The following is a 24,563-nucleotide window of genomic DNA, read 5'->3' on the forward strand; positions in this document are numbered from 1 at the left end:
CCCTCGGCTGCGCGCACCTCGGTTCTACGCGCCGTCGCAGAGGTCGAGGATCCTGGTGAACGGCCGGCGGAGCATCACGGCCGCCGGTGCCGTGTCGTCCTTGGCGTACCGGGCCAGTGCGGCGCGGGCGGCATCCGTGTCCGTCCCCGGATCCCGCCCCGCGAGCAGCGCCTCCAGGGCGCGCCCGGTGGCCTCGGCGACCGGGATCAGGCAGGTCCGGGCGCGGGTGAGCGTCGGGGTGGGCCCGTGCCGCGCGGTGGCGAGTTCGACCTCGGCGGCCAGGGTCAGCAGATGCGGTGCCGCCCGGACGGCGTGGTCGATCCGGTCGCCCAGTTCGGCCACCTCGGCCCGGTGGCGCCGTCGCACCGGATTGAACCGCAGGGCCTTCTCCGCCTCCCGCGCCTCGGCCCCGTAACCACGCAGCCGGTCCGCGTCCGTCTGCACCGCCGCCCGGTTCGCGGACGCCTCGTCGGCCGACCCGATCACCCGCACACTGCGCACCAGGCCGTCCGCCAGCCCGACCGCGCACTCCCGCGCCAGCGCGGCCGTCTCCCGGCGGGGGTCGCGCGGCCACAGCAGCGGGGCGAGGACGGCGGTGACCGCGCCGCCCAGCGCGTTCTCCCACAACCGGGCGAAGCCGTACGACTCCGGGGACGGGTTGGCGAAGACCAGCAGCGAGGTCACCGCGACCTGCACGTTCAGTGTCGTCCCGGAACTGACGACGGCCCCGCACAGCAGCGCCATCCCCAGCACGACGGCGAGGACGGCCGTGCTCGGCCGGAAGAGGCTGACCACGGTGACGCCCAGCGCCACCCCGGCCATCACCCCGAGGATCCTCAGCAGCAGCGCGGCCAGGGAGGAGGCGGAGTCCCCGCGCAGGCACAGCAGCGGAACGATGGCGGCGAACACCGGCGGCTGATCGGCACCGGCCCACAGCGCCACCTGCCAGCAGGACACCGCCACCACCAGGATCCGTGCCGCCGCCGGCCCCTGCACCCGGAGCCTGCGCCACACCCGCGGCCACGGGGAAACGCCCGTCACCCGCCCACCATAGGCACACACGGTCGCCGACCGCTCACGGAGCGGTGCGTACGGAGGCGGGTGCCAGGGGTGGGGCCGGGTGTCCTGGCCGTGCGGGGCCGGGGCGTCCATGGGGACAGGGCAGGCAGCCGTGGTGAGGGGGCGGGCGGGGCGGTCAATCGGTGGCGGCCCGCAGCCGGGCGCCTTTGACGGAGAGGTGGGCGCCGAACTGGGCGGCCTGGGTGGCGGTCGCCGTGGTGAGGGTGATCGTGCGGGTGGTGGCGGTGGGCCGTGAGAGCCAGTCGGGTACGGCGTCGGGGGTGACGGTGACGGTACGGTCCGCGGGGAGCGGGCGGCCGCCGAGGCCCGTGACCGTGCCGGACAGCCTGCGCAGATAGAGGGTCACCACGCCCCGAGTGCCCGCGCCTTTGAAGGTGGACGTCGTCGAACCGGTCCGCAGGCGGATCGCCGCCCGGCCCCGGCCCGCGGTCAGATCCAGGTCGACGGCCTCCAGCGAGCGCACGGTGAGTTTCACCGCCCGGACCGTTCCGCCCGCGGTGCGCACGGTGACCACCCCGCGGAACCGTGCACCGCGCAGCCGTAGCCGGTCGGCGCGCAGCACCCAGGAACCCTTCGCCGCGCGGGCCGGGGGCCGGTCGCCCGGTGCGTCGTCGGCGGGCGCCGGGGAGACCCCCGTGCTCGCCCGTCCGCCCCGCTCCACGGCCGGCCACGGCGCGGCGGAGTACACGGCGGGCGGCACGCAGACCACGGCCAGCGCACAGACGAGAGGACGGGGGACCCGGCCGCCGACCCGCCCGCCGGCGCGACGGTCAGCTGCCATGGGGCCCTTCTTCCGCCGGACCTGTGGTGACGGCCGAGGTCGCCGTGACCGCAGGGTCGTCGTGCGGCTCCGTGGCCGGTGGTGGTGGCAGCCAGGCGCAGGCCAGGGCGCCGCCGACCAGGCCGCAGACGACGCCGAGGAAGAGGCCGCCGAAGTTGGCGACGGGGAGGGAGACGAGGGCGAGGAGGAGGGTGGCGATGCCGGCGAACACCCGGAGGTGGGGGCGGCAGCAGAGGGTGACGCCGAGGGTCGGCAGCAGGATTCCGATCACCAGGGAACCGGCGCCGGACGTGGTGGACAGGGCGAGCGGGATCCCGCCCAGATCCAGGTGGGCGTAGGGCCAGTAGAGGATGGGCGGACCGGCGGCGAAGGTGAACAGCCCGGCCCAGAAGGGGCGTTCACCGCGCCAGCACCGGAACCTGCGCCGGAACTCCGCTGCCGTGGCGACCGGTTGGTGTCGTCTGCCGAAGGGGTTGGTGATCACGCGTCCTGTCCTGGTCCTCGGTGCCCGGGTCAGGGGCATGCCTGGTCGCCGCGCACGAGCCGCAGGGCCAGGCCCGGAATGTTGAACGTGCCGGCGGAGACCGCGACCGCGTTCACCCGTACGTCGGTCAGCGTGGCCGACGTGGCCTGCTGTGCGACGGCGTCGGGATCGAAGAACCGCGAGTTCCGGTCCGTGGACCTGACCGGGCCCTTGGTGAGGGCGCCCTGGGCGACACCGATGTCCAGGTTGCCGAAGGTCGCGTCGGCGACCGTCTCGGTCGTCGCGTCGATGAACAGGTTCGACGCCTCGGCCGGCCGGCCGTCACCGCCGGTGAGCCGCAGGGTCCGGGTGCCCACCACCGGGATGTCGACGACCACGGACTGGCAGAGCCCGCGGACCGTCGCGTGCCGGAAGCCGCTGACCACGACGGGGACGAGTTCGTGCTTCCTGGTCGCGTCGATGGTGCCGTACAGGCTGAACCCGCGGGCGGTCAACGAGTCGGCGGTGACCTGGAACTTCTGGCCGGAGATGAAGAAGGACGCGGCGAGCGCGCCCTGCGCCATGGCGATGCCGACGCTCGCGCAGGCCGCCACGCAGGGCACCAGGACCACCGCGAAACGCCTCCAGCGCGTTCTCCCGGCGCGGTGCGCCATCCCGTCTCCTTCGGTGGTGAGGTGAACCCCGCCCGTGCCGGACAGCGGAAATATGCCCCGTTTATCCCGTAATGGATCCTAGGGTTCCGGGCCCGCCGGCCGGCTGCACTCCCGGCCCGCCGTTCGAGTGACACACGTTCCGCCGGCCACCGCGCTTCGGCCGGTGGTGATCGTGCGACCGTACGACCCGTTCTTCGGCTGTTCGGGGTGTTCCGTTGTGCCGGGTGGGTGACCTGGTCGTGGCAGCTCGGTCCTCTGTTCGTCAGGCGCGCATTGACTGCCCCGTGCCGCACCACGGGGATCCCTGGGATGCAGTCCCTTCCGCGGCGACCACACACGCCCGCGTATCCGGTGCCGGCCGGCACCGGAGGAGAAGGGAATCGGATGCGCGCCCTGCGACGTCTCCTCTGGAGCGCACTTGCGTCTTCGCTCCTTCTGATCGGAGCAGCACCAGTCCCCGCCCAGGCACTTGAGGCCTCTGCCCGAGCCGGGGCCCACGACTGTCCGATCAGCCACCGGACGGCCAGCACGACCTCGGCGCCGCCGACCGGGCTGCAGGACTACTACCACGACGACTGGCGGCTCGGCCCCAGCTACCTCACGACGACCGGTGCCGTCGGGCGGATGCTGCGGGGCTACCACCCGCAGGACAGCACCTCGCAGTACTGGTTCCTGGGCTGCTACTGGCAGACCGACCAGAAGAACCAGTCGGGGTGGTGGTACCCGGACAACAACGGCTTCGTCCTCCGTGGCGGCCGCCCGGTGCAGGCCCCGAGGACCCTTCCGGTGGGGGCCAGGGTCGACCTCTTCGGCAGCGGCAACGGCTTCTTCCTCGCGCCCGAGGGCACGCCGTACGTGAAGCGCGCCCTCCCGCCGACCAACCTGGACACGTACGCCCGCGGCAACCCGGCCTTCAACTACCACCTGTACCGGGTCGTCAAGCCGCTCACCGTCGAGGCCGGGCCCATCAGGCCCTGGTTCGGTCAGAAGGGGCTCGGCGAGCAGTACCTGACGAAGTCGCGGGTCTCCGAACTGGCCGCCCCGGGCGGGTCCCTGAAGGAGATCACCCCGGCGCCGTGACACCGCCGGAACGTCAGGGCAGGGTCAGGACGCGGGGGCCCCGGTCGGTGATGGCGACGGTGTGTTCGATGTGGGCGGCGCGGCTGCCGTCGGTGGTGCGGAGGGTCCAGCCGTCGGGGTCGGTGCGGTAGGTGTCGCGGCCGCCGGCCATGAACATGGGCTCGATGGCGAGGACCAGGCCGTGGCGGAGCGGGAAGCCGCGCCCGGGGCGGCCCCGGTTGGGCACGTGGGGGTCCTCGTGCATCCGGCGGCCGATGCCGTGGCCGCCGAAGTCGGCGGGCATGCCGCAGCGCGCCTCGCGGGCGACGGTGCCGACGGCGTGGGCGATGTCGCCGACGCGGCCGCCCACCCGGGCGGCGGCGATGCCGGCGTCGAGGGCCCGCTGGGTGGCGTCGATCAGGTCGAGGTCGCCGGGGCGCGGGGTTCCGACGGGGAAGGTGACGGCCGCGTCGCCGGTCCAGCCGTCGAGTTCGGCGCCGCAGTCGACGCTCAGCAGGTCGCCGTCGCGCAGCCGGTAGCCGGTGGGGATGCCGTGCGACACGGCGTCGTTGACGGACGTGCAGATCACGGCCGGGAACGGGACCGGGGCGAAGGACGGCCGGTACCCGAGGAACGGGGAGCCGGCGCCGGCCTCGGTCAGCACCGTCCGGGCCGCCTCGTCCAGCTCCCGCAGGGACACCCCCACGCCGGCCGCCGCCCGGACCGCGGCCAGGGCGCGGGCCACCACGCGCCCGGCCTCCCGCATCGCGTCCACCGCGGTATCGGTCTTGATCTCCACCATGCGTGTGACTCCCCACGGCACGTCGAACCAATTCTTATACCGGTATTAGTATCACGGTTCGTCCGGGGGTGTTCCGGGTGCGGTGCGCAGGACCTCGCGGGCCTGTTCGGCGGCCCGGACGATGCTTTCGCTGATGAAGTCGAGGAAGCGGGCGATGTTCTCCATGCGGGCGGCGGCGGGGGTGTGGGCGCCGAGGACGGCGACACCCTGGCGGGCGGTCTCGACGAGCCGGTCGTTGGCCCGGGCGCTGGCGATCGTCGCCTGGTAGAAGAGTTCGTCGTCGACGATGTAGCGGTCCCGGCGGCGTTCGTCGCGCTCCCGGCGGACCAGGCTCTGGCTCTCCAGGAACGCGATCGCCTTGGAGACCGACGCCGGGCTGACCTGGAGACGCTCGGCGAGCCGGGCCGCGGTGAGGCTGCCCGCGTCGGTGGTGAACAGGCAGGTCAGCACCCGGGCCCCCATCTTCGGGAGACCGGAGGCCATGAGGACCGCGGTGAGCGACTCCTCGTACTCGATCAGGGCCTCGGCGTCCCGCCCGTGCGGCTGGGGGGCCGGCCGTGTGCCCCGGGGGGCGGCGGGTCCGCGCCGGTGGGCGCGGCGTTCGGTGGCGCGGTGGGCCAGGTCGGCGCGGTAGGCGGTGGGGCCGCCGTTGCGCATCACCTCGCGCGTGACCGTCGAGGTCGGCCGGTCCAGACGGCGGGCGATCTCGGCGTACGGGAGGCTGTCGGCCAGCCCCAGTGCGATCTGCTGGCGCTCCTGCTGGGTGAGCCTGCCTCCCGGCATCGCGATCTCCTCGGGGTTCCCTCGGGGTCGGCCGTCCCGGCCGGTTGTTTCGGAATACGGAAAGCAACGTAGCGTCTCCTCCCCGCTCCGATCGCCGCCGTCCCGGACCGTCCCCGCCGGCGGTCTCACCGCGGTCGACGGCGGAGGGGTACTGGTGGCCGCGGCGGGGGCGGTGGAGCATGCGGGCAGGGGACGACGCGGGAGGTGCCGGTATGCGGTGGGCGGCCGGAGGACGGATCGTCGCGGGCGTGTTCGTGCTGGCGGCGTGCGGTGGTCCGGCGGGCGCACCGGCCGCCGGCCGGTCGGCGACGCCCTCGGGCGGTACGGCACCCCGAACCGCCGGTACCCCTTCGCGAACCAGCGGTACGTCCCCGGGGCCGTCGGCGGCTCCCTCCTCGGCCGGGCCCGGGCCGTCCGCCTCCGACGGCTGCCTCGGCGGGCGGGTGGAGGTCGTGGTGCGGCCCGGGGACGGGACCGGACGGCGGCTGTGCGTGCGGCCCGGGGCCGTGGTGTCGCTGGTCCTCGGGGCCCGGAGCGACGACAGGCGGTGGACGGCGGTACGGAGTTCGGCCCCGGTCTTCGTCGTGGTGTCCGGGTGGATGGTGGGCGGGGACGGCACCGGGTACGCCACGCTGCGCTGTGCGGGGGCCCGGGGCGGGGCCGCGCGGGTCACCGTGTCGGCGAAGGCGCCGGATGTGGCGGGGGCGGCGGGCGTGGCCTTCACGCTGGACGTGCGTGTGGTGCCGTACGCGCGGGAGGGGTGACCCCGCGGCCCGGAGCGGACCGGGGGACACCCCTCGCGGTGTGCGTCAGCGGCAGTCGCGCACCTTGATCGTGTAGATGCCGCGGCCGTGGGTCGCCGCGTACAGGGTGCTGCCGTCGGGGCCCAGCTTCAGCTGGAGCACGGCGACCGCCGGGAGCGAGCCGACGCGCTCCCACCGGGTGCGGCCCGGGGCGCGGTAGACGACGCCGAGGTCGGTGGCGACGGCGAGGCCGCCGTTCGGGGTGACCACCGCGGAGTCGGCGGGCACGTCGGGGAGGTTCGCGGAGATGTCCTTCCAGGTGGTGCCGCCGTCCGTCGACTCGAAGACATGGCCGACGCCCGCGCCGGGGCCCTCCGTCCAGTGCCGGGAGAAGCCGTTGACGGCGAGGAAGACGTGGTCGGCGTTCTTCGGGTCGACGGCGAAACCGCTGAGGTAGCGGTTGGGTACGGTCCCGTCCGCGCCCGTCGTGGGCAGGGTGATGTCGTGCCAGCCGGTGCCGTCCGCGTTGCCCACCGAGATGCCGCGGGCGAAGCCCTGGTTGTTGCAGGGGCCGCACCAGGCCGCGTAGACCTTGCCGCCCGAGGCCGCCACGGCGGTCGCGGTGCGGCCGGCGCCGAGGTCGTACACGCTCTTCCACTCGTCGCCGCTGCGGATGGCGTAGCCGTGGGTCTGCACCCAGACGTGCCGGCCGCCCGCGATCCATGTCGAGCTGTCCTTCAGGTCGGCCGCGAGCGGCGCGATGAAGCGGGCCTCGCCGGTGGCGTTGTCGGCCGGGGCGACGTTGTAGGAGGTCGCCTTGGCCGGATCGGTGATCCAACCGCCGTCGTTCACCGCGCAGTTCTGGGTCACCTGGATGGCCAGGTAGACGTACTCCTCGGCCAGGTCGCAGCCGTCGGCGGGGTCGGTGAGGGTGTCGCCGCCGTCGCCGCCGAAGTCGGAGCCCATCACCGTGTCGTCGCCGCGCAGGATCGACTGGCCGTTGTCCTGGAGGCCGCCGGTGACGGAGACACCGCCGTGCGCCAGGTCCTTGCCGATGCCCACCGAGTAGTACTGGAGGGTGTCGATGGTGCCGTCGTTGAGCGAGGTCCAGTCGGTGGCGTGGCCGGAGGCGTCCTGGGAGCCGTCGACCGGACGCTTGTAGGCGCCGCCGTCGTTGCCGACGTAGACGAAGCTCTTGCCGTGGTAGCGGCCGACGGCCACGCCGTGCTGGTCGGAGTGGGTGGTCTGGCCGCAGTCGCCGGTCTGCTTCGCCGGGTCGATGCTCCAGCAGGGGAAGGAGAAGTTCCAGTACGGTCCCACGGTCGACCAGGTGCCGCCGCCGTCCTTGGTCTCGTAGACCTCCTCCAGGCCCGCGTACACGTGGTCCGGGTCGCTCGGGTCGACGGTGAGGAACTGGTTGTACCAGGCCTGGACGCCCGGCATGTACCCGCTGGTGGTCAACGCCGAGCCGTCGGCGGCCAGTTGGGTGTAGTCGGCGATCTTCGTCCAGGGTCCGGACGGGGAGGCGGCGCGGTAGATGCCCTCCAGGCCGCTGTCCGGGTTGGTGTTCAGCTGCTCCGGCGACTGGTCGATCGCGTAGTAGCGGGAGCCGTCGGCGGAGCGGGCGAAGGTGACGTTGCCGACGTCGTCCGGGTCGGTCGGCAGGTCGCCGAAGCCGCTGCTGATCCGGGTCCAGGTGCCGGCGGAGTCCTTGGCGTAGAAGCCGTTGTAGTCGTCGCCGCTGCGCCAGCCGACCGCCAGGATCACCCGGCTCGGGTCCTTGGGGTCGATCGCGATGTCGTTGGCGATGTTCTTGTACGCGGCGGACGGGTCGCTCGCGAGGGAACCGCCGGGCAGGTAGGCGGGGTTGGGCGCGAACTCCAGTTTCCAGGCGCCTTTGAGGGTCCTCGTGGAGTGGCTCCACACGCCCTCGCTGGTCGCCGCCCACACCTTGCCGCCGCCGAAGCGCAGTTCGTGGATGGTGGTGGACTCCAGTTCGTCGCCGCCGACCCGGCCGCGGGCGGCGAAGGTGCCGTGGTGCGGGTCGGACAGGACGTAGACGCCGCTGCCGAGGTAGGCGTCCGCGTTGGTGGTGGCCTCGCCGGTGCCCAGCCACAGCCGGCCGGTGCCGTCGAGTGCGAGCGCGCCGGTGGACTGGGAGGAGAGCCCGTCGCTGATCGGCTGCCAGTGCCCGCCGCCGGTCCGCGAGCGCCAGACGCCGCCGCCCGCGCTGCCCGCGTACACGTATCCGTCGTCGTCGGCGGCCATCGCCGCCATCCGGCCGGTCACGTTGCCCGAGCCGCCGCTGGAGTTGGAGTCGATGTCGCGGTAGCGGGGGTCGTCGGAGTCGTACGGCAGGTCGGTGATGTTGCGCCAACCGCCGCCGGTGGAGGGAAGGTTGCTCAGGTCGTCCCAGGCGGCGCCGTACGCGCCCGGGGCGACGATGCCGGGCGAGGTGCGGGCCTCGGCGTACTGGTCCGCGCCCTCGGCGATCTCGTCCGCCTCGTTGCCGTCGTCATCGTCCTCGGCGGTCACCTTGGGGGAGACGGCCCCCACCGACTGCGTGCGGTCGGCGGCGAGCCGGGCGAGGGCGCGGGCCCCGAACGGAGCCGGGGGGGGGGGGGGGGGGGGGGGGGGGGGGGGCCGGGGGGCCCGGGGGGCGGGGGGGGGGGGGGGGGGGGGGGGGGGGGGGCCCCCCGCCGGGGGGGGGGGGGGCGGCCCCCCCGGGGGCCCCCCCCCCCCCCCCGGCCGCCGCGGCGATGGCGCAGATCGTGAGCCATCGTCTTCTGTTTCCGAGAGTGTTTCTGAGGGTCGATCTCCTGCGGGGTGATGCTGACACCGGATCCTCCCGAACGGGCCTTGATTCAGCCGTCGGGGGAGACCCGACCACGCGCCCGTGAGGATGTCCGACGTTTGGGACGCCTTTGACCAGAACCTGTCACAACTGCTAGCCCGCTATGGCCTCCACGCGCGGGGCCACCAGCGTGCGGTAGCACTCCGTGCGCAGCGCCACCGACTCGTCGAGGCGGCCCGTGTTGAAGAAGATCTCCTCGTGGGCGAAGAGGTCGGGGTCGGCGATCACGTCCAGGTCCGGGTCGAAGCTGAGCGGCATGATGGAACCGCTGACGCAGCCCGTCAGCCGCTCGGCGACGTCCCGGGCCGCGAAGGACGCCTCCCGGCCGGCGTACAGCGCGTTGACCGCGGGCAGGTCGACCCTGCGGTCCCCGGGGACCACCGCGATCACGTACCGGCGCCGCTTGCTGCTCAGCGCCACCCTGATGACCAGGCTCTTCGCGGCCTGGTCCAGGCTGTGGCCGCGCAGGGTGCTGGCGAGATCGGTGCGGCCCTGCGGCGCGTGGTGCAGGAGGCGGTAGCGGGCGCCACCCCGGGCGAGCAGGTCGAGCAGGCGGTTACGGCTGTCCGCAGTCGCGAGCGCGGAGGACATGGTGATCCTTTCCCTGAGGAGGACTTCCTTGAGGGGCTTCCCCGAGGAGGACTCGGGTGGGTCAGCGGTCGCGCAGCTCCAAGGTGCAGCACTTGACGCTGCCGCCCGCCTTGAGCAGTTCGCTGAGCTCGACCCCGATCGGCTCGAAGCCGCGGGCCCGCAACTGGGCCTGCAGTCCCCGGGCCGCGGTCGGCAGCAGCACATGGCGGCCGTCGGAGAAGGCGTTGAGCCCGAAGACGGCGGCGTCCTCGGCGGTGGCGATCACGGCGTGCGGGAACAGCGCCCGCAGCACGGCCCGGCTGCCCGGGGTGAACGCCTCGGGGTAGTACATGATCTCGTCGTCGGAGAGCACCGCGAGGGCGGTGTCCAGGTGGTAGTGGCGCGGGTTGACCAGCGACAGCGAGGTGACCGGCAGCCCGAAGAACTCCTGGGCCTCGGTGTGCGCGCGGATGTCGGTACGGAAGCCGGTCCCGGCCAGGATCCGCCGGCCGACGGTGAGCAGGTCGCCCTCGCCCTCGTTGATGTGCTCGGGCCACAGCACGTCCCGGTAGCCCTGCTCCTCGAACCAGCGCAGGTAGGCGGGCCCCTCGGCGGTGCGTTCGGCGTGCCGGAAGCGCGCGCCGAAGACCTTGCCGTCCACGACGGTGGCGCCGTTGGCCGCGAACACCATGTCGGGCAGCCCCTCGACCGGCTTGATCTCCTCGACGCTGTGGCCGAGTTCGCGGTAGAGGTCGCGCAACTGCTCCCACTGGCGCACCGCGAGCAGGTTGTCGGTGCCGCGCTCGGGGTTCATCCACGGGTTGATCGAGTACGTCACGTCGTAGTGCCGGGGCCGGCACATCAGCAGCCGCCGACGGGTGGCGGTCCGGGTGGGCTGGTCCGCCGGGTGCGTCGAGACGCTGGGCGCGATGGTGTCGGTGACCGGCACGGGTGCTCCTTCTGCTGGGCTCATGGGTGATGAGGTGATGAGGAAGAGGCGGGACTCAGGGGTGGTGAGGGGTGCCCGGCCCGCGCGCGGTGGTGGTGGGCGGGCCGGGGTGGGGAGTTGCTCAGGAGGTGCTCAGGCTCCGCTGGGGACGGCGCTCCCGGCCGTGGCGGTGGTCTCCTCGGCCGTGACCGTGGCCTCCTCGGCCGTGGCGGTGGTCTCTTCCGCCTGCGCCGTCCGCTCGGCCTTCGTGTCCGGCTGTTCGTCCGAGGGGCGCAGGCCGAAGAAGGCCAGGGCCGCCGCCAGGGTGCCGAGGACCGCGCAGGTGGCCCAGACGCCGTCGCCGTAGTGGGTCCACAGCAGCATGCCGAGGGCCGGGCCGACCGCCGAGCCGAGACCGAACACGGTCTGGGAGGCGGCGATGTAGCGGCCGCGGACCTTCTCGCCGGCCTTCGCGGGGTGCGCCCACAGGGTCGGGCCGCTGACCATCAGGCCGCCCACGCTGACGGCGGTGGTGAGCAGCACCAGCGCGGGCACGCTTCCGGGCAGGCCGAACCCGGCGATGCCGAGGCAGTAGACGAAGGTGCCCACCGTCGCGGCCGTACTGGCCCGCCAGCGGCGGATGCGGGCCGTCACCGCCAGTTCGAAGCTGATCAGCAGCGCCGAGGACAGGGTCAGCACCCCGCTGTACAGGGCGGTGGAGTGCCCCGCCTCGTCCAGGTCGACCGGCAGCACCGCGAAGAACTGGGCGTACACCAGGGCGCTGAGCAGCATCGAGGTCAGGTAGAGCAGGAAGCGGCCGTCGCGGGCCATCGCCCCGTACGCCGAACGCTGGGCCGCGGCGGCGGTGCCGGGCTCCGGCTCGTCGGCGGCCGGTGCCGGGCGGGGCAGCAGGAACGCGGCGAGCAGGGCGTACGCCAGCGCGCTGGAACCGTCCACCCAGAACAGCAGGTTCCAGTCGATCTGGATGAGCCCCGCGGCGAGCAGCGGACCGGCGGCGGCGCCGACGTTCATGGCGATGCGCAGCATGGAGAAGCCCATGACCCGGAACTCGTCCGGCATCAGATCGCTCAGCAGCGCGGAGGCGGCCGGACGGTAGGACTGGGTCATCATGCCGAGGACGACGACGATGCCGAGCAGGACCGGGTAGTGGCCGGGGCCGGCCAGCCAGGGAATGACGAAGACCAGCACCGCCGAGCAGCTCATCGCCGTGGTGATGGTGTTGCGGCTGCCGAGCCGCGAGGTCAGTTCGCCGCCCAGCAGGGTGCCCGCGACGGCGCCCACGCCGTAGGCGCCGAGCAGGAAGCTCGCCTTGTCGACGCCGTAGCCGCGGTGGGTCAGATACAGCACCAGGAAGGTCTGTACGAAGGCGCCGAGCTGGTTGAGCAGCACACCGCCGAGGAGGTAGCGGACCGAGCGGGGCGTGGCCCGCAGGGCGTCGAGGACGCCGGGTGCGGCGTTCTCCTTGGACTTGTTCTCCTTGGGCTTGGACACACTCATCGCTTCACCTTCGTAGAGAGGGGGTGTCAGGAACCGATGGCCTGGTCGAAGGAGAAGACCCCCTCGGGGTCGTACTTCTGCTTCACCTGGACCAGGCGCGCGTAGTTGGCGCCGTAGTAGGCCTCGCGCCAGTCGGTCAGTTCCGGGTCGACGAAGTTCTGGTAGGCGGACCCGGTGACGTGCGGGGCCATGGCGGCGTGCAGGCCGCCCAGCCAGTCGAGGCCGGCGGCGACCCGGCCGGGCTCGTCCTCGTCCGACCAGGAGGTGTCCATGGAGACCAGGAACAGGGTGTCCCGGTGGACGAAGGCGGTGGCGTCCGGGGCGACCCGGTTGATGGCGCCGCCCCAGGAGAACAGGCCGACCCCGCCGCCGTCGGCGTTGTGGCTGCCGGGCCAGCGCTCGACCCAGGACAGCATGGTCTCGACGCCGTCGGCGGCCAGCGGCTCGCGGATGTAGTTGGAGCGGAGCGCGAACTGGTCCCCCGAAGTGGCGTGCACCATGTACTTGTTGGCCTCCCAGAAGGTCCGCTCGGTGACCTCCCGGGACACCGGGTCGGCCACCGCCAGGACCGGGTCCAGGATCTCCAGGCACGCGTGGGCCGGACCGAAGTACTGCCCCTGCAGGGTGACTTCGGCGTTGTCCCGGACCGCGCCGGGCCCGCTGCCGTGGGTCCACACCCCGAGCCGGGCCGCGAAGTCGTCCGGTGCCTGCCGCACCATGCGCTGGCCGGCCTCCAGGACGGCGGCGGCGTCCGCCCACTTGAAGGTGAGGAGGAAGGTGGTGACGTCGGGGACCGGCCGGGCCTGGAAGGTGAGGGAGACGTTGATGCCGAAGTTGCCGCCGCCGCCGCCCTTGCAGGCCCAGAACAGGTCGGGGTTCTCCCGCTCGTTGGCCACCGCCAGGGAGCCGTCGGCGAGCACCACGGTGGTCTCCACCAGGGCGTCGGCGGTCAGGCCGTAGCGGCGGGCGGCGAACGCGGCGCCGCCGCCGAGCGCCAGGCCGGCCACGCCGACGGTCGGGCTGGTGCCGGTGGAGAAGACCATCTCGTACGGCTGCATCGCGTCGTAGACATGGCTGATCCTGGCCCCGCCGCCCGCCACGACCAGGCCGGTGGAGCCGTCCGCGCGGGTCTCGGTGAGCCGGCTGAGGTCGATGACCAGGCCGTCGTTGACGGAGTAGCCGGCGAAGCTGTGGCCGCCGGAGCGGGCGACGACCGGGACGCCCTGCTCGCGCGCCCAGACCAGGGCCCGCTGTACGTCCGACGCGTGGGCCGCGGTGAGCACGGCCGCCGGGGCGCGGTGCTTGTAGCGGGTGTTGAAGAGGTGGGAGCCGACGCGGAAGCCCGCGCTGCCCGGCAGGAAGACCCGCCCCGCCACCTCGCCGGCCAGCCGGGAGTAGTCGACGCCGGCCATGTCAGCGCACCTCCTCGATGGCCGACAGGCCGCTCGCCGCGTGGGCGCCGTAGCGCTCCCACCGCTCGTGCAGCCGTATCCGGCCGTCGGCCAGCAGCTCGGGGGTGTTGACGCTGTGGCCGGAGATCACCCGGCCGTCGTCGAGGACCATGCTGTACGAGAAGCTGATCACACCGTCGGTGTCGCGGGTCCCCGCCAGGGAACCGCGCCGTACGTCACCGCCGGTGAACTCGGCCCAGACCAGATCGCCCCGCTGCCGGTACAGCGCGATGGGCGCGTCGTCGGCCGGGTCGGCCAGGACCTTCCGGAATCGCTTGCCGTCGTAATTGATCACGTCAGCCATGGAACCGGTCAGCGGAATTGCCTGGAAGAGTCCGGGCCCATGGCCAATCAACCGGACGTCACCCTCTCGGCCGTGACCGGCCGAGCTTGTGTACTCGGTCGTTCACACCTCGTCGCGCTCCCGACTGTCCCCTACGACAGGACGGTCACAGGTCGCATCCACCCAGCCCCCAGCGGATGTCAGGGAGAGAGTGCGGGTGCGGTGACGAACACCCACGCCGAGCGTGCGCGATCGCGCACGTTGACCCCGGCGACGACATCGGCGGGGCCAGCGAGCCCGCACCGACGGCAGCAAAATCGGTCCCGGCCGGGCCGGTTGGCCCGCTCGGTATGTCCGCAGCGCGGACAGCGCTGCGAGGTGTAGGCCGCATCCACCTCAAGGAAGGGCACACCGGCCTTCTTGGCCTTGTAGGCGAGGTGCTGTCCGAGCTGATGGAAGGGCCAGGAGGAGAGGATGCCCCGCTGGTCGCGGCGAAGCCGTACCCGCTCGCGGATCCCGACGAGTTTCTCGACAGCGATCCCACGACCGGTGCTCCCCCACTGCCTTAAGGGCGTGGGAGGTGCCCCCAGCGACGGACACGATCTCCTTGCTGATGCGATGGTTCATCTGCGTGGCATGACGCTTTTCCTTCTGTGCGCGGCGTGCGAGGCGGCGGGTGGCCGAGCGGGTCTGCCTGGCCTGGAGTTCGGCCCGCTTACGGGCCTGCCAGCGCCGGTAACGGCCCAGCCGACGCCCCTGGTAATTGGTGCCGTCGCTGGTGGTTGCCAGGTTCACGATGCCCCGGTCCACCCCGATCCAGTCGACCGGCTCATACACCTCGGGATCCGGGATGTCGCAGGTGGCGATCAGGAACCACTTCCCGTCCCGCCGCACCAGATCGCTCTCGCCCTTACGGTGGGCGACAAGCGACTTCATCTGGTCGGCGGAGCAGGCGAACCGGACGTTTTTCATCCGCCCGTCCACGGTCCAGATCGACACCGTCCTGGCGTCGTACTGCCAGGACAGGCAGCGGTCGTCGAACGGCTGGGCCGCCTCTGGACGGAAGCTGATGGGAGTGGCGATGGCCGTTCGGTACCGCTTGGACGCGGGCGGGCCCAGGTTCCCGGCCCGCAGGTTGGCCTTCAGCGTCGTGTAGGCGTCGACGACCTTCTTCACCGCCCGCACCGCCGGCTGGGCCGACAGCCCGAACGTCGCCCTCAGGTCCGCATACACCTCTTTGTGCAGGCTGTTGCGGTCCGTCAGCTGCTTGGTGAAGGCAACCTGTGAGGCGTGAGTGGCGGCCCGGTTACAGGCGCGCAGGGTCGCCTCAAGCGCCGACGCCTGCTCCGGCGACGGCAGCAGCTTCACCTGCACCACCAACTTCATGGCATCGGACCGTAGTGCGACCGCCGCACACCTGGCCGACACTTCCTCGACCTTCACCAGTTCGGGTGACGGTAGGGACGGGTGTTCGCAATCCTCGGCTCCACTGGCGACCGTGCGGGGACTCCGCACCCGGGGGAGAGCGGAGACGGCGACACTCTGCGTCGCTGGGAGGAGGAGGCGATTCTCCCCAGCAAGCGGGAGGTACCTCCACCTCGGAGTGAACACCGGGGCGTCCTCGCCGGAACAGCGTGAGCCCCGGTCCGCGTCCAGGTTGATTGTCCCTTCCGGACATGGCTTCCGGGCAACCCGCGCACCCCGTGGAATCGCTCTGTCACTCGGATTCAGGAGGCGATCAGCGCGTGGACGACAACGGTGCCGACAAGGGCGTGGAGGGCGTGATCCTGCTCATCGGGTGCGGGATGCGCAAGTACCGCGAGTACCTGCTGGCCGGAGCGGCGGCGACGCACCCGGTCTGGCTGTTCACAGGTGAGGAGCCCGACTGGCAGACCCCCTACCTCACCGGTCACACGGTCGTGGACGTCACCGACCGGGACGCCGTGCTCGCGGCGGCCCGGGAGCTGGCGGCGCGGATCCCGGTGCGGGGCGTGCTCAGCTGGGACGAGACCCTGATCGTGACGACCGCGCGGGTGGCCGACGAACTGGGCCTGCCCGGCGCGGGCGTGGACGGCGTGGAGGGCTGCCGGGACAAGTACCGCAGCCGCCGGCTGCTCACCGCCGCCGGTCTCGACCAGCCCGGATACGCCTGGGTGGACACCGCCGAGGAGGCGCTCGCGGCGGCGGAGCGGATCGGCTACCCGGTCGTCGTCAAGCCGCGCGGGATGGGCGCCAGCATCGGGGTGGTGCTCGCCGCGGACGCCGGCGAGGTCGTCGAGGCGTTCCGGACCGCCGACGAGGCGAGCCGGATCGGCGCGGTCTCCTACCGCGGCGGCGCGCTGGTCGAGGAGTACCTCGAAGGACCCGAGATCAGCATCGACGCGGCCGTCGTCGACGGCGAGTACCACCCGATGTTCGTGGCCCGCAAACAGGTCGGCCTCTTCCCCTACTTCGAGGAGACCGGCCACCACGTCGCCGCCGACGACCCGCTGCGCACCGACCCCGCGCTGCTGGCCATGCTGCGGGCCGCGCACCGCGCCATCGGCTACGGCTTCGGCATCACCCACACCGAGGTCAAGCTGACCGCCCGCGGCCCGGTCATCGTCGAGATCAACGGGCGGCTCGGCGGCGACCTCATCCCGCGTCTCGGCCAGCTCGCCACCGGCATCGACCCGGCCCGCGCCGCCGTGCGCGCCGCGCTCGGGCAGCGCCCCGACTTCACCGACACCGAGCACCGCACGGTCGGCATCCGCTTCGGCTACCCGCCCGAGGACTGCGTGGTCCGCTCCGTCACCCTGCCCACCGCCGCCGAGGGCCTGCTCGCCGCCGAGGCGATGGCCGGCCCCGGCACCGAACTCCGGCTGCCCCCGAACGGCTACATCGCCCGCCACTCCTACGTCATCGTCACCGGCGCGGACCCCGCCCTGACCACCGCCCGCCTGGACACGGCGGCGGCCCTGGTCACCCTCGACCACGAGCCGCTGCACGTGCCCGTCCCGGCGTGACCCGGGCCACCGGCCGACAACCGTCCGGCCCGTCCGGGCCCACCGGCCCCGGCGTCGCCGGGTTGCCGGCGGGCCCACCCGCCCCGAGCCGCCCGGCAGCGTCCCGGCCCCGCCGGCCCACCCGCGGCCGGCCGCCGGGCACGGTCGGACCCACCGGCCCCGGCGCCGCCCGGACGCCGGCCGGCCCACCCGCAGAGAGCCGCGCGGTACCCACCCGGGCCGACCGGCCCGGCTCGTCGGGGTCCGACCGGCCCACCCGTCCCCGGAACCAGACCGCCGACCCCATCTGAGGAGATCCACATGGCACACCGCACAGTCGAACTGCTCGCCGTCGGCGCCGGCCCGGCGAACCTCGCGCTCGCGGTCGCGCTCGAGGAAATGGCCCCCGACCTCGCGGACCGCGCCCTCGTCGTCGAACGCGAGGAGAACGTCGTATGGCAGCGGGGCATGCTGCTCCCGGACGCCCTGAGCCAGGTCTCCTTCCTCAAGGACCTGGTCACGATGCGCAATCCGCGCAGTGAGTTCTCGTTCCTCAGCTTCCTGCACGACCGCGGCCGGCTCGACGCGTTCGTCAACCTCGGCAGCTTCGTGCCGTACCGCAGCGAGATATCCGAGTACCTCCAGTGGGTGGCGGACTCGCTGGAGCAGGTGCGGGTGGAGTACGGCCGGGGCGTCACCTCGGTCACCCCCGTGCACGGCACGGACGGCGAGGTCACCGGCTGGACCGTGGCGATGTCGGACGGCGACACCATCGGCTGCCGCTACCTGGTGATCGGCGCCGGACGCGACGCGCATGTGCCCGCCGTGTTCGAGGGGCTGCCGGCCGAGCGGGTCATCCACTCCACCCAGTACAGCCAGCGGATCGCCGAGGTGCCGGCGGACCGGCCGCTCAGGGTCGCCGTGGTCGGCGGGGCGCAGAGCGCGGCCGAGCTGTTCGGCGCGGCCCTGCGGGACCTGCCCGGCTGCCGGCCGACGATGATCATGCGCTCGATCGGTCTGAACGGCTACGAGAGCAGCAAGTTCACCAACGAGCTGTTCTACTCCTCGTTCGTCGACGAGTTCCACGCCGCCGACGCCGAGGCCCGCCGCCAGCTGCTGTCCGAGATGCACCGCTCCAACTACGGCGGTCTGGCCCCGGCCACCCTGGACTCGCTGTACCGGCAGTTCTACCAGGACCGGCGTACCGGCACGGACCGCCTGGGCATGGTCACCATGACCGACATCACCGGCGCCGGGACGGACGGCGACGACGTCGTCCTGACGCTCACCGACCGCCGTACCGCCGAGGTCCGCGAGCTCCGCTGCGACCTGCTGCTGCTCGGCACCGGGTTCGTCCGCGAGATGCCCCGCATGGTGCGCTCGCTCGGCGACGCGCTGGGCCTCGGCCGGATCGACGTCACCCGCAACTACCGCCTGGACACCGGCCGCCGGGACAGCGCCGCCTGCTACCTGCAGGGCGTCAACGAGGCCACCCACGGCATCGCCGACTCGCTGCTCAGCGTCCTCGCCGCACGGTCCGCGGAGATCACCGAGGACATCCTCGCGCACCGCGCCGGCCGCCTGGCCGCCGGAGACCGCGAGCCCGCCCTCGCCGCGGCCTGACCACCGCCGTTCCCGACCGGCCACCCACCCCGGTCCCCGCCGAACCCCGCAGAGAGACGACATGCTGATCAAGCACCTCGACCGCGCCGGCCTCACCCACGAGAACGGCCTCGACGCCCAGCGTCTGCTCCCCTGGCCCCAGTTGAACGCCCCCTTCGAGGGCTCCTGGTGCGTCATCCGGCCCGGCACCGCGTCCACCGCGCACGCCCACCACGAGTACGAGATCTTCGTCGCCCTGCGCGGCGAGGCGTTCCTGGAGTCCGACGGCGAGCGGGTCCCGTTCACCGCCGGCGACATCGTCCACTTCCCGCCGCACCACGAGCACCGGGTCGTCAACGACTCCGACGCCGACTTCGAGATGTACAGCGTCTGGTGGGACGCCGAGATGGCCGGCCGCTTCGCCGCCCGGCACACCGAGGAGGCCTGAGCCATGGACCAGCAGCAGTCGGAGCAGCGGCGCACCGTCATCATCGGCCCGCCGCCCACCCCCAACGGCGACCTGCACGTGGGCCACATCGCGGGCCCCTACATGGCGGCCGACGTGCACGCCCGCTATCTGCGGGCCACCGGGCAGCCGGTGCTCTACACGACGGGAACGGACGACAGCCAGACCTACGTCGTCTCCAGCGCCGCCAAGCTGGGCACCACCCCCGAGGCGCTGGCCCAGAAGAGCTGGCGGGACATCCGGGAGACGCTGGAGCTGATGGGCATCGCCGTCGACGGGTTCGCGCCCTTCGACGACGGCTACCGGGCGATGACGCTGGACTTCCTCACCCGGCTGCACGAGGCCGGCAAGTTCCGGCTGCGCACGGTGCGGCTGCCGTATGTCGAGGCGACCGGCGAGTTCCTGATGGAGGGCCTGGTCAGCGGCGGCTGCCCGGTCTGCCTGGCGGTCAGCCGGGGCGGGCTGTGCGAGAGCTGCGGGCACCCCAACAACTTCGCCGAGCTGACCGACCCGCGCTCCACCGTCGACCCCACGGCGGAGGTGACCCACCGCGAGGCCGAGATCCTGGTGCTGCCGCTGGAGGAGTACCGGGAGCAGCTGACCGCCTACCACCGGGAGAAGCAGTCCACCTGGCGCCCGCACATCGTGCAGCTGATGCGCGAGCTGCTGGCCCGCCCGCTGCCGGACTTCCCGATCACCTACCCCACCGGCTGGGGGATCCCCGCGCCGTTCCCGGAGACCCCGGGCCAGGTCCTCAACGCCTGGGCCGAGGGCATGCCGGCCTCGATGTACTGCACGGCCGTCGCCCAGCGCGCGCACGGCGAACAGCCCACGGCCGACGACGAGTTGTGGCGCGCGGAGAACGGCATCCGGCTGGTCTACTTCCTCGGCTTCGACAACGCCTACTTCTGGGGCCTGACCCACCTGTCGCTGCTGCTCGCCCACGAGGGCCGCTACGTCGTCCCGGACGCGATCGTCAGCAACGAGTTCTACGAGCTGGAGAACGAGAAGTTCTCCACCAGCAAGGGCCATGTGGTGTGGACCCGCGACCTGGTGCGCGAGGTCCCCCGCGACCTGGTCCGCTTCCATCTCGCGCTCACCGCCCCCGAGCACGCCCGCACCAACTTCTCCCGGGCCGCCCTGGAGAAGATCGCCGGCGAGCGGCTGGTCGAGCCGTGGAACCGGCTGGGCGCGCTGCTCGGCAAGGCGGTCGCCGAACTCGGCCTGGAGGGGCAGGAACTGCCGGTGTCGGCGGCGGCGAACGCCCGCCGGGCGGCTACGGCCGAACGGTTCGCGTCCGGCTACCGGCTCACCGGCTACAGCCTCAGCCGCACCGCCGACCTGATCCCGCTGCACACCGAGCGGCTCCTGGGCCGGGCCGAGGCCCTGCTCGACGGATCGGCCGCCGCCACCGACCGGGCCGCGGGCGTCGCCGAACTGGGCGACCTCTTCGCGGAGTTGCGCACCCTGATCGCCGCGGCCTCCCCGATCCTCATCGACCTCGCCGAACTGGCCCGGGCCGAGGGCGGATTCGACGGCACCTTCGCCCTCGCGCCCGCCGAGCGGACGACCACGGCCTTCACCGTCCCGGCGCTCGGCTCCACCGCCTGCCCGAGCTGAACCGACGACCTGGGCCCCATGAGAAGGCCCCAAGAGAAGTCCCGAGAGAAGTCCCGCGAGAAGTCCCGAGAGAAGGAAGGGAGGTGCCCGATGCGTGTCACCGTGGTGGGCGGCGGGGTGATCGCCCTGCTGACCGCTGTGGAATTCACCCTGGACGGACACCGGGTCACGGTCGTCGACCAGGGGCCCATTCCGTACAGCCGGGCCACCTCTTTCGACCAGCACCGGATCATCCGGGCCCTGCACCCGGACGATCCGCCCGCCACCGCGGCCGCGCTGCGCGCCCACCGCCGCTGGCTCGAACTGGAGGACCTGTTCGCCACCCGCTTCTACGAGCGGGTCGGCGCGCTCACCGTGCTGCCGCCCGCGGCGGCCGAGGCGGGCGTCCTGCTCCTGACCGGCGCCGGGGGCCGGGCCCGGACGCTCACCGCGGCAGAACTCGCCGACCGCTACCCGCATCTCGCCCTGGACAGCGGATTCGACGCGGTCCTGGAGGACGACGCCGGTGTCCTGCTCGCCGAGCGGGTGCTCGCCGCCTGCGCCGGCTGGCTGCGCTGGCAGCCGGACGTCAGCCTGATCGAGCACCGGCCGGTGGTCGCGGTGGACGGGGAGCGCGGGCGGGTCAGCCTCGCCGACGGGCAGGTGCTGGACGGCGACGGCGTGGTGGTCGCCGTAGGACCCTGGGCCCGGCGGCTGCTGCCCGAGCGGATCGCCAAGTCGCTGGTCCTGCACCGGCAGTCGCTGCTGTACTGCCGGGTCCCCGCGGCGGCGGCCGAGGCGTGGGCCGCCACCCCGGCCGTCCCCGCCCTCGGCACCCGGCGCGGCGCCTGGCTGATCCCGCCGGTGGCCGGTACGGCGCTCAAGCTCACCTCGGCCGCCGTCTGCCACCGGACCGACGACCTCACCGACCATGTCACGCCCGAGTACCGGCAGCGGGAGCTGGCGGCCGAGTTCGGCGACCTGCTGCCGGGCTTCGGACCGGCCTGGGTGCTCGGCAGCAAGGACTGCTACTACCTGTCGTACGCCGAGACCGGCGGCCCCCTGGTGGTCTCCCTCGGCGGCCCGGCCCACGCGTACGCGGCCTGCGGCGGCTCGTCGTTCAAGTTCGCGCCGCTGATCGCCCGCACCCTCGCCGACCGGGTCCTCGGCCGGGTCCCCGATCCCACGGGTCTGGCGGCGCTGGACGCCGTACCCCTCGACGCCACGCCCTGACCCCTTCCACCCGCGTTCCACCCGAGAGGAACCGCCATGAAACTCCTGGCTCTCGAAGCCCGGCAGAACGCCACCTACTACATCTCCCGCTACGAGCAGGTCGTCGCCCTCGGCGCGGACGTGTACGTCCTCAACGGCGAGGGCACCGAGGACTTCTGGCGCGCCGACCGCTACCGCGTCGCCGGTTCGCGGTCCGTCGACGAGCTGATCGCCGCGGCCAAGGAGTGGCACGCGGAGGAGCGGTTCGAGGGCGTGTTCACCTTCTCCGAGTCCGGGGTGCTGGCGGTCGCCGCGGTCGCCGAGGCCCTCGGCCTGCCCGGGATCGGCGTGGAGGCGGCCCGGGCCAGCCGGAACAAGCTGCTGATGCGCCAGGCCCACGAGCGCGAGGGGGCCGCCCACCCGTCCTTCCGCTTCGTCACCAGCGAGGCCGAGGCGTTGGGCGCCGCCGCGGACTTCGGCTACCCGGTGATCGTCAAGCCGACCCTGGGGGCCGCCTCCAACTACGTCTTCCGCGCCGACGACGCCGCCGAACTGCGCGAGCGCTACGCCCAGGCCGCCCAGGGCCTGACCGAGCTGTCCTGGTACGCGATGGAGGCCGACGGCCTGGACCTGGGCCCGCACGGGCTTCTCGTGGAGTCGTTCCTGGACGGCGACGAGTTCCTGGTCGAGGCGCTCGCCTGGGACGACGAGGTGTACCTCGGGTCGATCGTGGACCGGGTCACCGCCGAGGGCGGCACCTTCGACGACGACGTCCACCACGCCCCGACCGCCCTCACCCCCGCCCAGGTCGAGGCCGTCCACGAGGTCGTCACGGCCGGCGCCCGCGCCCAGGGCCTGCGGCGCAGCGTGATGCACGCCGAGGTCCGCTTCCACGAGGGCCGCCCGCACCTGGTGGAGATCGCCGTCCGCCCGGGCGGCGGCGGCCTGGACCACATGGCCCGGATCTCCGCCGGCTACGACCCGATCGCCGCCGTCGCCGCCGTGGCCCGCGGCGTCCGCCCCGAGGTCGGCCACTACGCGCCGACCGGCGTCCACACGGCGGCCCTGTGCCTGCTGCCCCCGGCCTCCGGCCGTATCGAGCGGGTCCACGTCCCCGACGGCGTCGGCGACCGGGCGGACGTGTTCTTCCTGAAGCTCACCGCGAAGACCGGCGACCTGGTCCGCCGGCCGCCCGCGGGCAACAGCATCCTCGGCTTCCTCGGGGTGACGGGCACCTCGTTCGAGGACGCCATGGCCACCGCCGGAGAACTCGCCGCCCAGGTCCGCGCCGACCTGACCGACCCGGACGCCTGACCCGACCCCCACAAGGCCCCACAAGGCCCGACAAGGCCCCACAAGGAGCAAGGACATGACTGAACGCCCTGTCGTCATGGTGGGCTTCGTGCCCGTGGCGGTGACCTCCCTCGCCCAGTTCCAGCCCGAGGGCTCGGTGATCGTCGTCGACGAACCCGATGTGATCCGCAAGCGCGAGCTGGCGCCGAAGGCGGAGGAGGCGCCCGTGGTACGGGAGCTGATCGCCTGGGAGTACCAGCTCGACGGCGCCGCCGACGCCTTCTACAACGCCCACCCCGACCTCGACCCGGCCGCGATCGCCCCGCTCCAGGAGTACGCCACCCCCTTCGCGGCCCGCCTCGCCGAGCGCTACGGCCTGCCCACCGGCGGCCACGGGGCGCTGCGGATCCTGCGGGACAAGGCCGTGCTGCGCCGGGTCAGCCGGGCCGCCGGCATCCTCAACCCGGAGTCCGTCGAGGTCACCGGCCCGGACGAGGTCCGCGCGTTCATGGCGGAGCACCCCGGCCCGGCCGTCCTGAAGCCCGCCAACCGCCAGGCCGCCCTCGGCACCCGCATCCTCGGCTCCGCCGACGAGATCGACGAGGCCTGGGCGGAGACCACCGCCATGGACGAGGGCGTGATGGTCCCCGACCGGGGCATCGAGCTGCGCATGCTCGTCGAGCGGTGCGTGCAGGGCCGCGAGTACAGCGTGGAGCTGCTCGTCGAGCGGGGCCGCCCGGTGTTCGCCAACGTCACCGGCAAGGACCTCTACCCGGGCGGACGTCCGGTCGAGCTGGGCCATGTGGTGCCCGCCGACATCCCGGCCGACCTGGACGCGCTGCTGCGCGCGGAGACCGAACGGCTGCTGCGGGCCGTCGGGTTCGGCACCGGGATCGCGCACTGCGAGTGGATCGTCGAGGACGGCCGCCCCTTCCTGGTGGAGTGCGCCGGCCGGTTCCCGGGCGACGGCATCGTGGACCTGATGGACCGCGCGTACCGTGTCGACCTGGTGCGTGCCTTCTGGACACTGATGAAGGGCGAACCGCTGCCCGCCCCGCTGCCCGAGCGGGCGCCCGGGGCCGCCGCGATCCGCTTCCTGCACACCGGGGCCGGGGTCGTGGAGTCCGTCTCGGGTGTCGAGGAGGCGCGTGCGCTGCCCGGCGTCGAGGCGTGCGCGGTGAGCGTGGAGCCGGGGGCCGAGGTGCGGGAGCTGCGCAGTTCCTGGGACCGGATCGGCTCGGTCGTCACCGAGGCGGCCACCGGGGCCGAGGCGGCGGCCGTCGCCGGCCGGGCCCTGGACACGATCCAGGTGAAGGTCCGCCCCGTGCCGGGCCGGCCGGAGTAGGTTCGCGCACCGTTCACGGACCGCAGTTCGCGGACCACCGTTCGCGGACCGCCGTTCGCGCACCACCGTTCGC

The 24,563-nt window shown here is 73.1% G+C and carries 23 protein-coding genes; 9 read left to right on the plus strand and 14 right to left on the minus strand.

The genetic code is table 11. From position 1 onward, the window contains the following. Positions 1–24: 24 nt before the first annotated feature. From ACIPSJ_RS18665 to ACIPSJ_RS18680, 4 genes are all read right to left on the minus strand, one after another. A complete protein-coding gene (locus ACIPSJ_RS18665) occupies positions 25–1,041 on the minus strand; it encodes an aromatic acid exporter family protein (RefSeq protein ID WP_401346957.1) in 1,017 nt (338 codons plus the stop codon). A gap of 154 nt (positions 1,042–1,195) precedes the next feature. Continuing rightward, positions 1,196–1,861, minus strand: coding sequence for a hypothetical protein (locus ACIPSJ_RS18670; RefSeq protein WP_359206473.1), 666 nt, complete (start codon positions 1,859–1,861; stop codon positions 1,196–1,198). Next, positions 1,851–2,345: a DUF6114 domain-containing protein gene (locus ACIPSJ_RS18675; protein ID WP_401346959.1), complete on the minus strand. Its 495-nt coding sequence runs from the start codon at positions 2,343–2,345 to the stop codon at positions 1,851–1,853. Before ACIPSJ_RS18675 ends, ACIPSJ_RS18670 begins: the two co-directional genes overlap by 11 nt. A 29-nt stretch (positions 2,346–2,374) precedes the next feature. After that, positions 2,375–2,998, minus strand: a complete 624-nt coding sequence (locus ACIPSJ_RS18680) for a DUF6230 family protein (protein ID WP_401346961.1) — start codon at positions 2,996–2,998, stop codon at positions 2,375–2,377. A gap of 384 nt (positions 2,999–3,382) precedes the next feature. Here ACIPSJ_RS18680 and ACIPSJ_RS18685 point away from each other — a divergent pair, with 384 nt between their 5' ends. Further along, on the plus strand, positions 3,383–4,078 hold the full coding sequence (locus ACIPSJ_RS18685) for a TNT domain-containing protein (RefSeq protein ID WP_359206467.1): 696 nt from the start codon (positions 3,383–3,385) through the stop codon (positions 4,076–4,078). A gap of 13 nt (positions 4,079–4,091) precedes the next feature. On the opposite strand, the gene map is transcribed toward ACIPSJ_RS18685, so the two are convergent. Next, positions 4,092–4,859 carry a type I methionyl aminopeptidase gene (gene map / locus ACIPSJ_RS18690; RefSeq protein ID WP_359206465.1) on the minus strand — a complete coding sequence of 256 codons (768 nt, stop codon included), beginning with the start codon at positions 4,857–4,859 and terminating at the stop codon, positions 4,092–4,094. 51 nt (positions 4,860–4,910) lie between these two features. Continuing rightward, positions 4,911–5,642 carry a helix-turn-helix domain-containing protein gene (locus ACIPSJ_RS18695; RefSeq protein WP_401346963.1) on the minus strand — a complete coding sequence of 244 codons (732 nt, stop codon included), beginning with the start codon at positions 5,640–5,642 and terminating at the stop codon, positions 4,911–4,913. 179 nt (positions 5,643–5,821) lie between these two features. Here ACIPSJ_RS18695 and ACIPSJ_RS18700 point away from each other — a divergent pair, with 179 nt between their 5' ends. Further along, a complete protein-coding gene (locus ACIPSJ_RS18700; RefSeq protein WP_401346965.1) occupies positions 5,822–6,406 on the plus strand; it encodes a hypothetical protein in 585 nt (194 codons plus the stop codon). 45 nt (positions 6,407–6,451) lie between these two features. Here ACIPSJ_RS18700 and ACIPSJ_RS18705 read toward each other — a convergent pair whose 3' ends face one another. The 8 genes from ACIPSJ_RS18705 to ACIPSJ_RS18740 form a co-directional block, all read right to left on the minus strand. Further along, the gene (locus tag ACIPSJ_RS18705; RefSeq protein ID WP_401346967.1) at positions 6,452–8,941 is read right to left on the minus strand and encodes a glycosyl hydrolase; all 2,490 of its coding nucleotides are present in this window, start codon (positions 8,939–8,941) and stop codon (positions 6,452–6,454) included. Positions 8,942–9,332: 391 nt separating this feature from the next. Then, positions 9,333–9,830 carry a YbaK/EbsC family protein gene (locus tag ACIPSJ_RS18710; RefSeq protein WP_359206459.1) on the minus strand — a complete coding sequence of 166 codons (498 nt, stop codon included), beginning with the start codon at positions 9,828–9,830 and terminating at the stop codon, positions 9,333–9,335. A gap of 61 nt (positions 9,831–9,891) precedes the next feature. Beyond that, a complete protein-coding gene (gene ddaH / locus ACIPSJ_RS18715) occupies positions 9,892–10,758 on the minus strand; it encodes a dimethylargininase (RefSeq protein ID WP_355710397.1) in 867 nt (288 codons plus the stop codon). Between the two features lie 132 nt (positions 10,759–10,890). Then, on the minus strand, positions 10,891–12,255 hold the full coding sequence (locus ACIPSJ_RS18720; protein ID WP_359206457.1) for an MFS transporter: 1,365 nt from the start codon (positions 12,253–12,255) through the stop codon (positions 10,891–10,893). A 26-nt stretch (positions 12,256–12,281) separates the two neighbouring features. Beyond that, entirely contained in the window at positions 12,282–13,667 is a 1,386-nt protein-coding gene (locus tag ACIPSJ_RS18725) for an FAD-binding oxidoreductase (protein ID WP_401346971.1), read from the minus strand. Position 13,668: 1 nt separating this feature from the next. Next, positions 13,669–14,001 (minus strand): hypothetical protein, encoded by a 333-nt coding sequence (locus ACIPSJ_RS18730; protein WP_355710403.1) that lies wholly within the window; start codon positions 13,999–14,001, stop codon positions 13,669–13,671. A 188-nt stretch (positions 14,002–14,189) separates the two neighbouring features. Continuing rightward, positions 14,190–14,504: a transposase gene (locus ACIPSJ_RS18735; protein WP_359206886.1), complete on the minus strand. Its 315-nt coding sequence runs from the start codon at positions 14,502–14,504 to the stop codon at positions 14,190–14,192. Next, positions 14,386–15,375, minus strand: coding sequence for a transposase (locus ACIPSJ_RS18740; protein ID WP_359206452.1), 990 nt, complete (start codon positions 15,373–15,375; stop codon positions 14,386–14,388). The genes ACIPSJ_RS18735 and ACIPSJ_RS18740 overlap by 119 nt, the downstream gene beginning before the upstream one ends. Before the next feature lie 359 nt (positions 15,376–15,734). On the opposite strand from ACIPSJ_RS18740, the gene ACIPSJ_RS18745 reads away from it, so the two are divergent. From ACIPSJ_RS18745 to ACIPSJ_RS18775, 7 genes are all read left to right on the plus strand, one after another. Continuing rightward, the gene (locus ACIPSJ_RS18745) at positions 15,735–16,994 is read left to right on the plus strand and encodes an ATP-grasp domain-containing protein (RefSeq protein WP_401346973.1); all 1,260 of its coding nucleotides are present in this window, start codon (positions 15,735–15,737) and stop codon (positions 16,992–16,994) included. 300 nt (positions 16,995–17,294) lie between these two features. Next, a complete protein-coding gene (locus tag ACIPSJ_RS18750; RefSeq protein WP_401346975.1) occupies positions 17,295–18,596 on the plus strand; it encodes a lysine N(6)-hydroxylase/L-ornithine N(5)-oxygenase family protein in 1,302 nt (433 codons plus the stop codon). A 61-nt stretch (positions 18,597–18,657) separates the two neighbouring features. Next, the gene (locus ACIPSJ_RS18755) at positions 18,658–19,023 is read left to right on the plus strand and encodes a cupin domain-containing protein (protein WP_355725321.1); all 366 of its coding nucleotides are present in this window, start codon (positions 18,658–18,660) and stop codon (positions 19,021–19,023) included. 3 nt (positions 19,024–19,026) lie between these two features. Continuing rightward, positions 19,027–20,661: a class I tRNA ligase family protein gene (locus tag ACIPSJ_RS18760; protein ID WP_401346978.1), complete on the plus strand. Its 1,635-nt coding sequence runs from the start codon at positions 19,027–19,029 to the stop codon at positions 20,659–20,661. Between the two features lie 90 nt (positions 20,662–20,751). Beyond that, positions 20,752–21,873 (plus strand): FAD-dependent oxidoreductase, encoded by a 1,122-nt coding sequence (locus ACIPSJ_RS18765; RefSeq protein WP_359206443.1) that lies wholly within the window; start codon positions 20,752–20,754, stop codon positions 21,871–21,873. Positions 21,874–21,909: 36 nt separating this feature from the next. After that, positions 21,910–23,166 (plus strand): ATP-grasp domain-containing protein, encoded by a 1,257-nt coding sequence (locus ACIPSJ_RS18770; RefSeq protein WP_401346981.1) that lies wholly within the window; start codon positions 21,910–21,912, stop codon positions 23,164–23,166. Between the two features lie 55 nt (positions 23,167–23,221). Then, positions 23,222–24,490, plus strand: coding sequence for an ATP-grasp domain-containing protein (locus tag ACIPSJ_RS18775; RefSeq protein WP_401346983.1), 1,269 nt, complete (start codon positions 23,222–23,224; stop codon positions 24,488–24,490). The last annotated feature ends 73 nt before the right edge of the window (positions 24,491–24,563 follow it).

It is taken from the genome of Streptomyces sp. NPDC090088, from assembly GCF_044747345.1.
Taxonomy (GTDB): Bacteria; Actinomycetota; Actinomycetes; order Streptomycetales; family Streptomycetaceae; genus Streptomyces.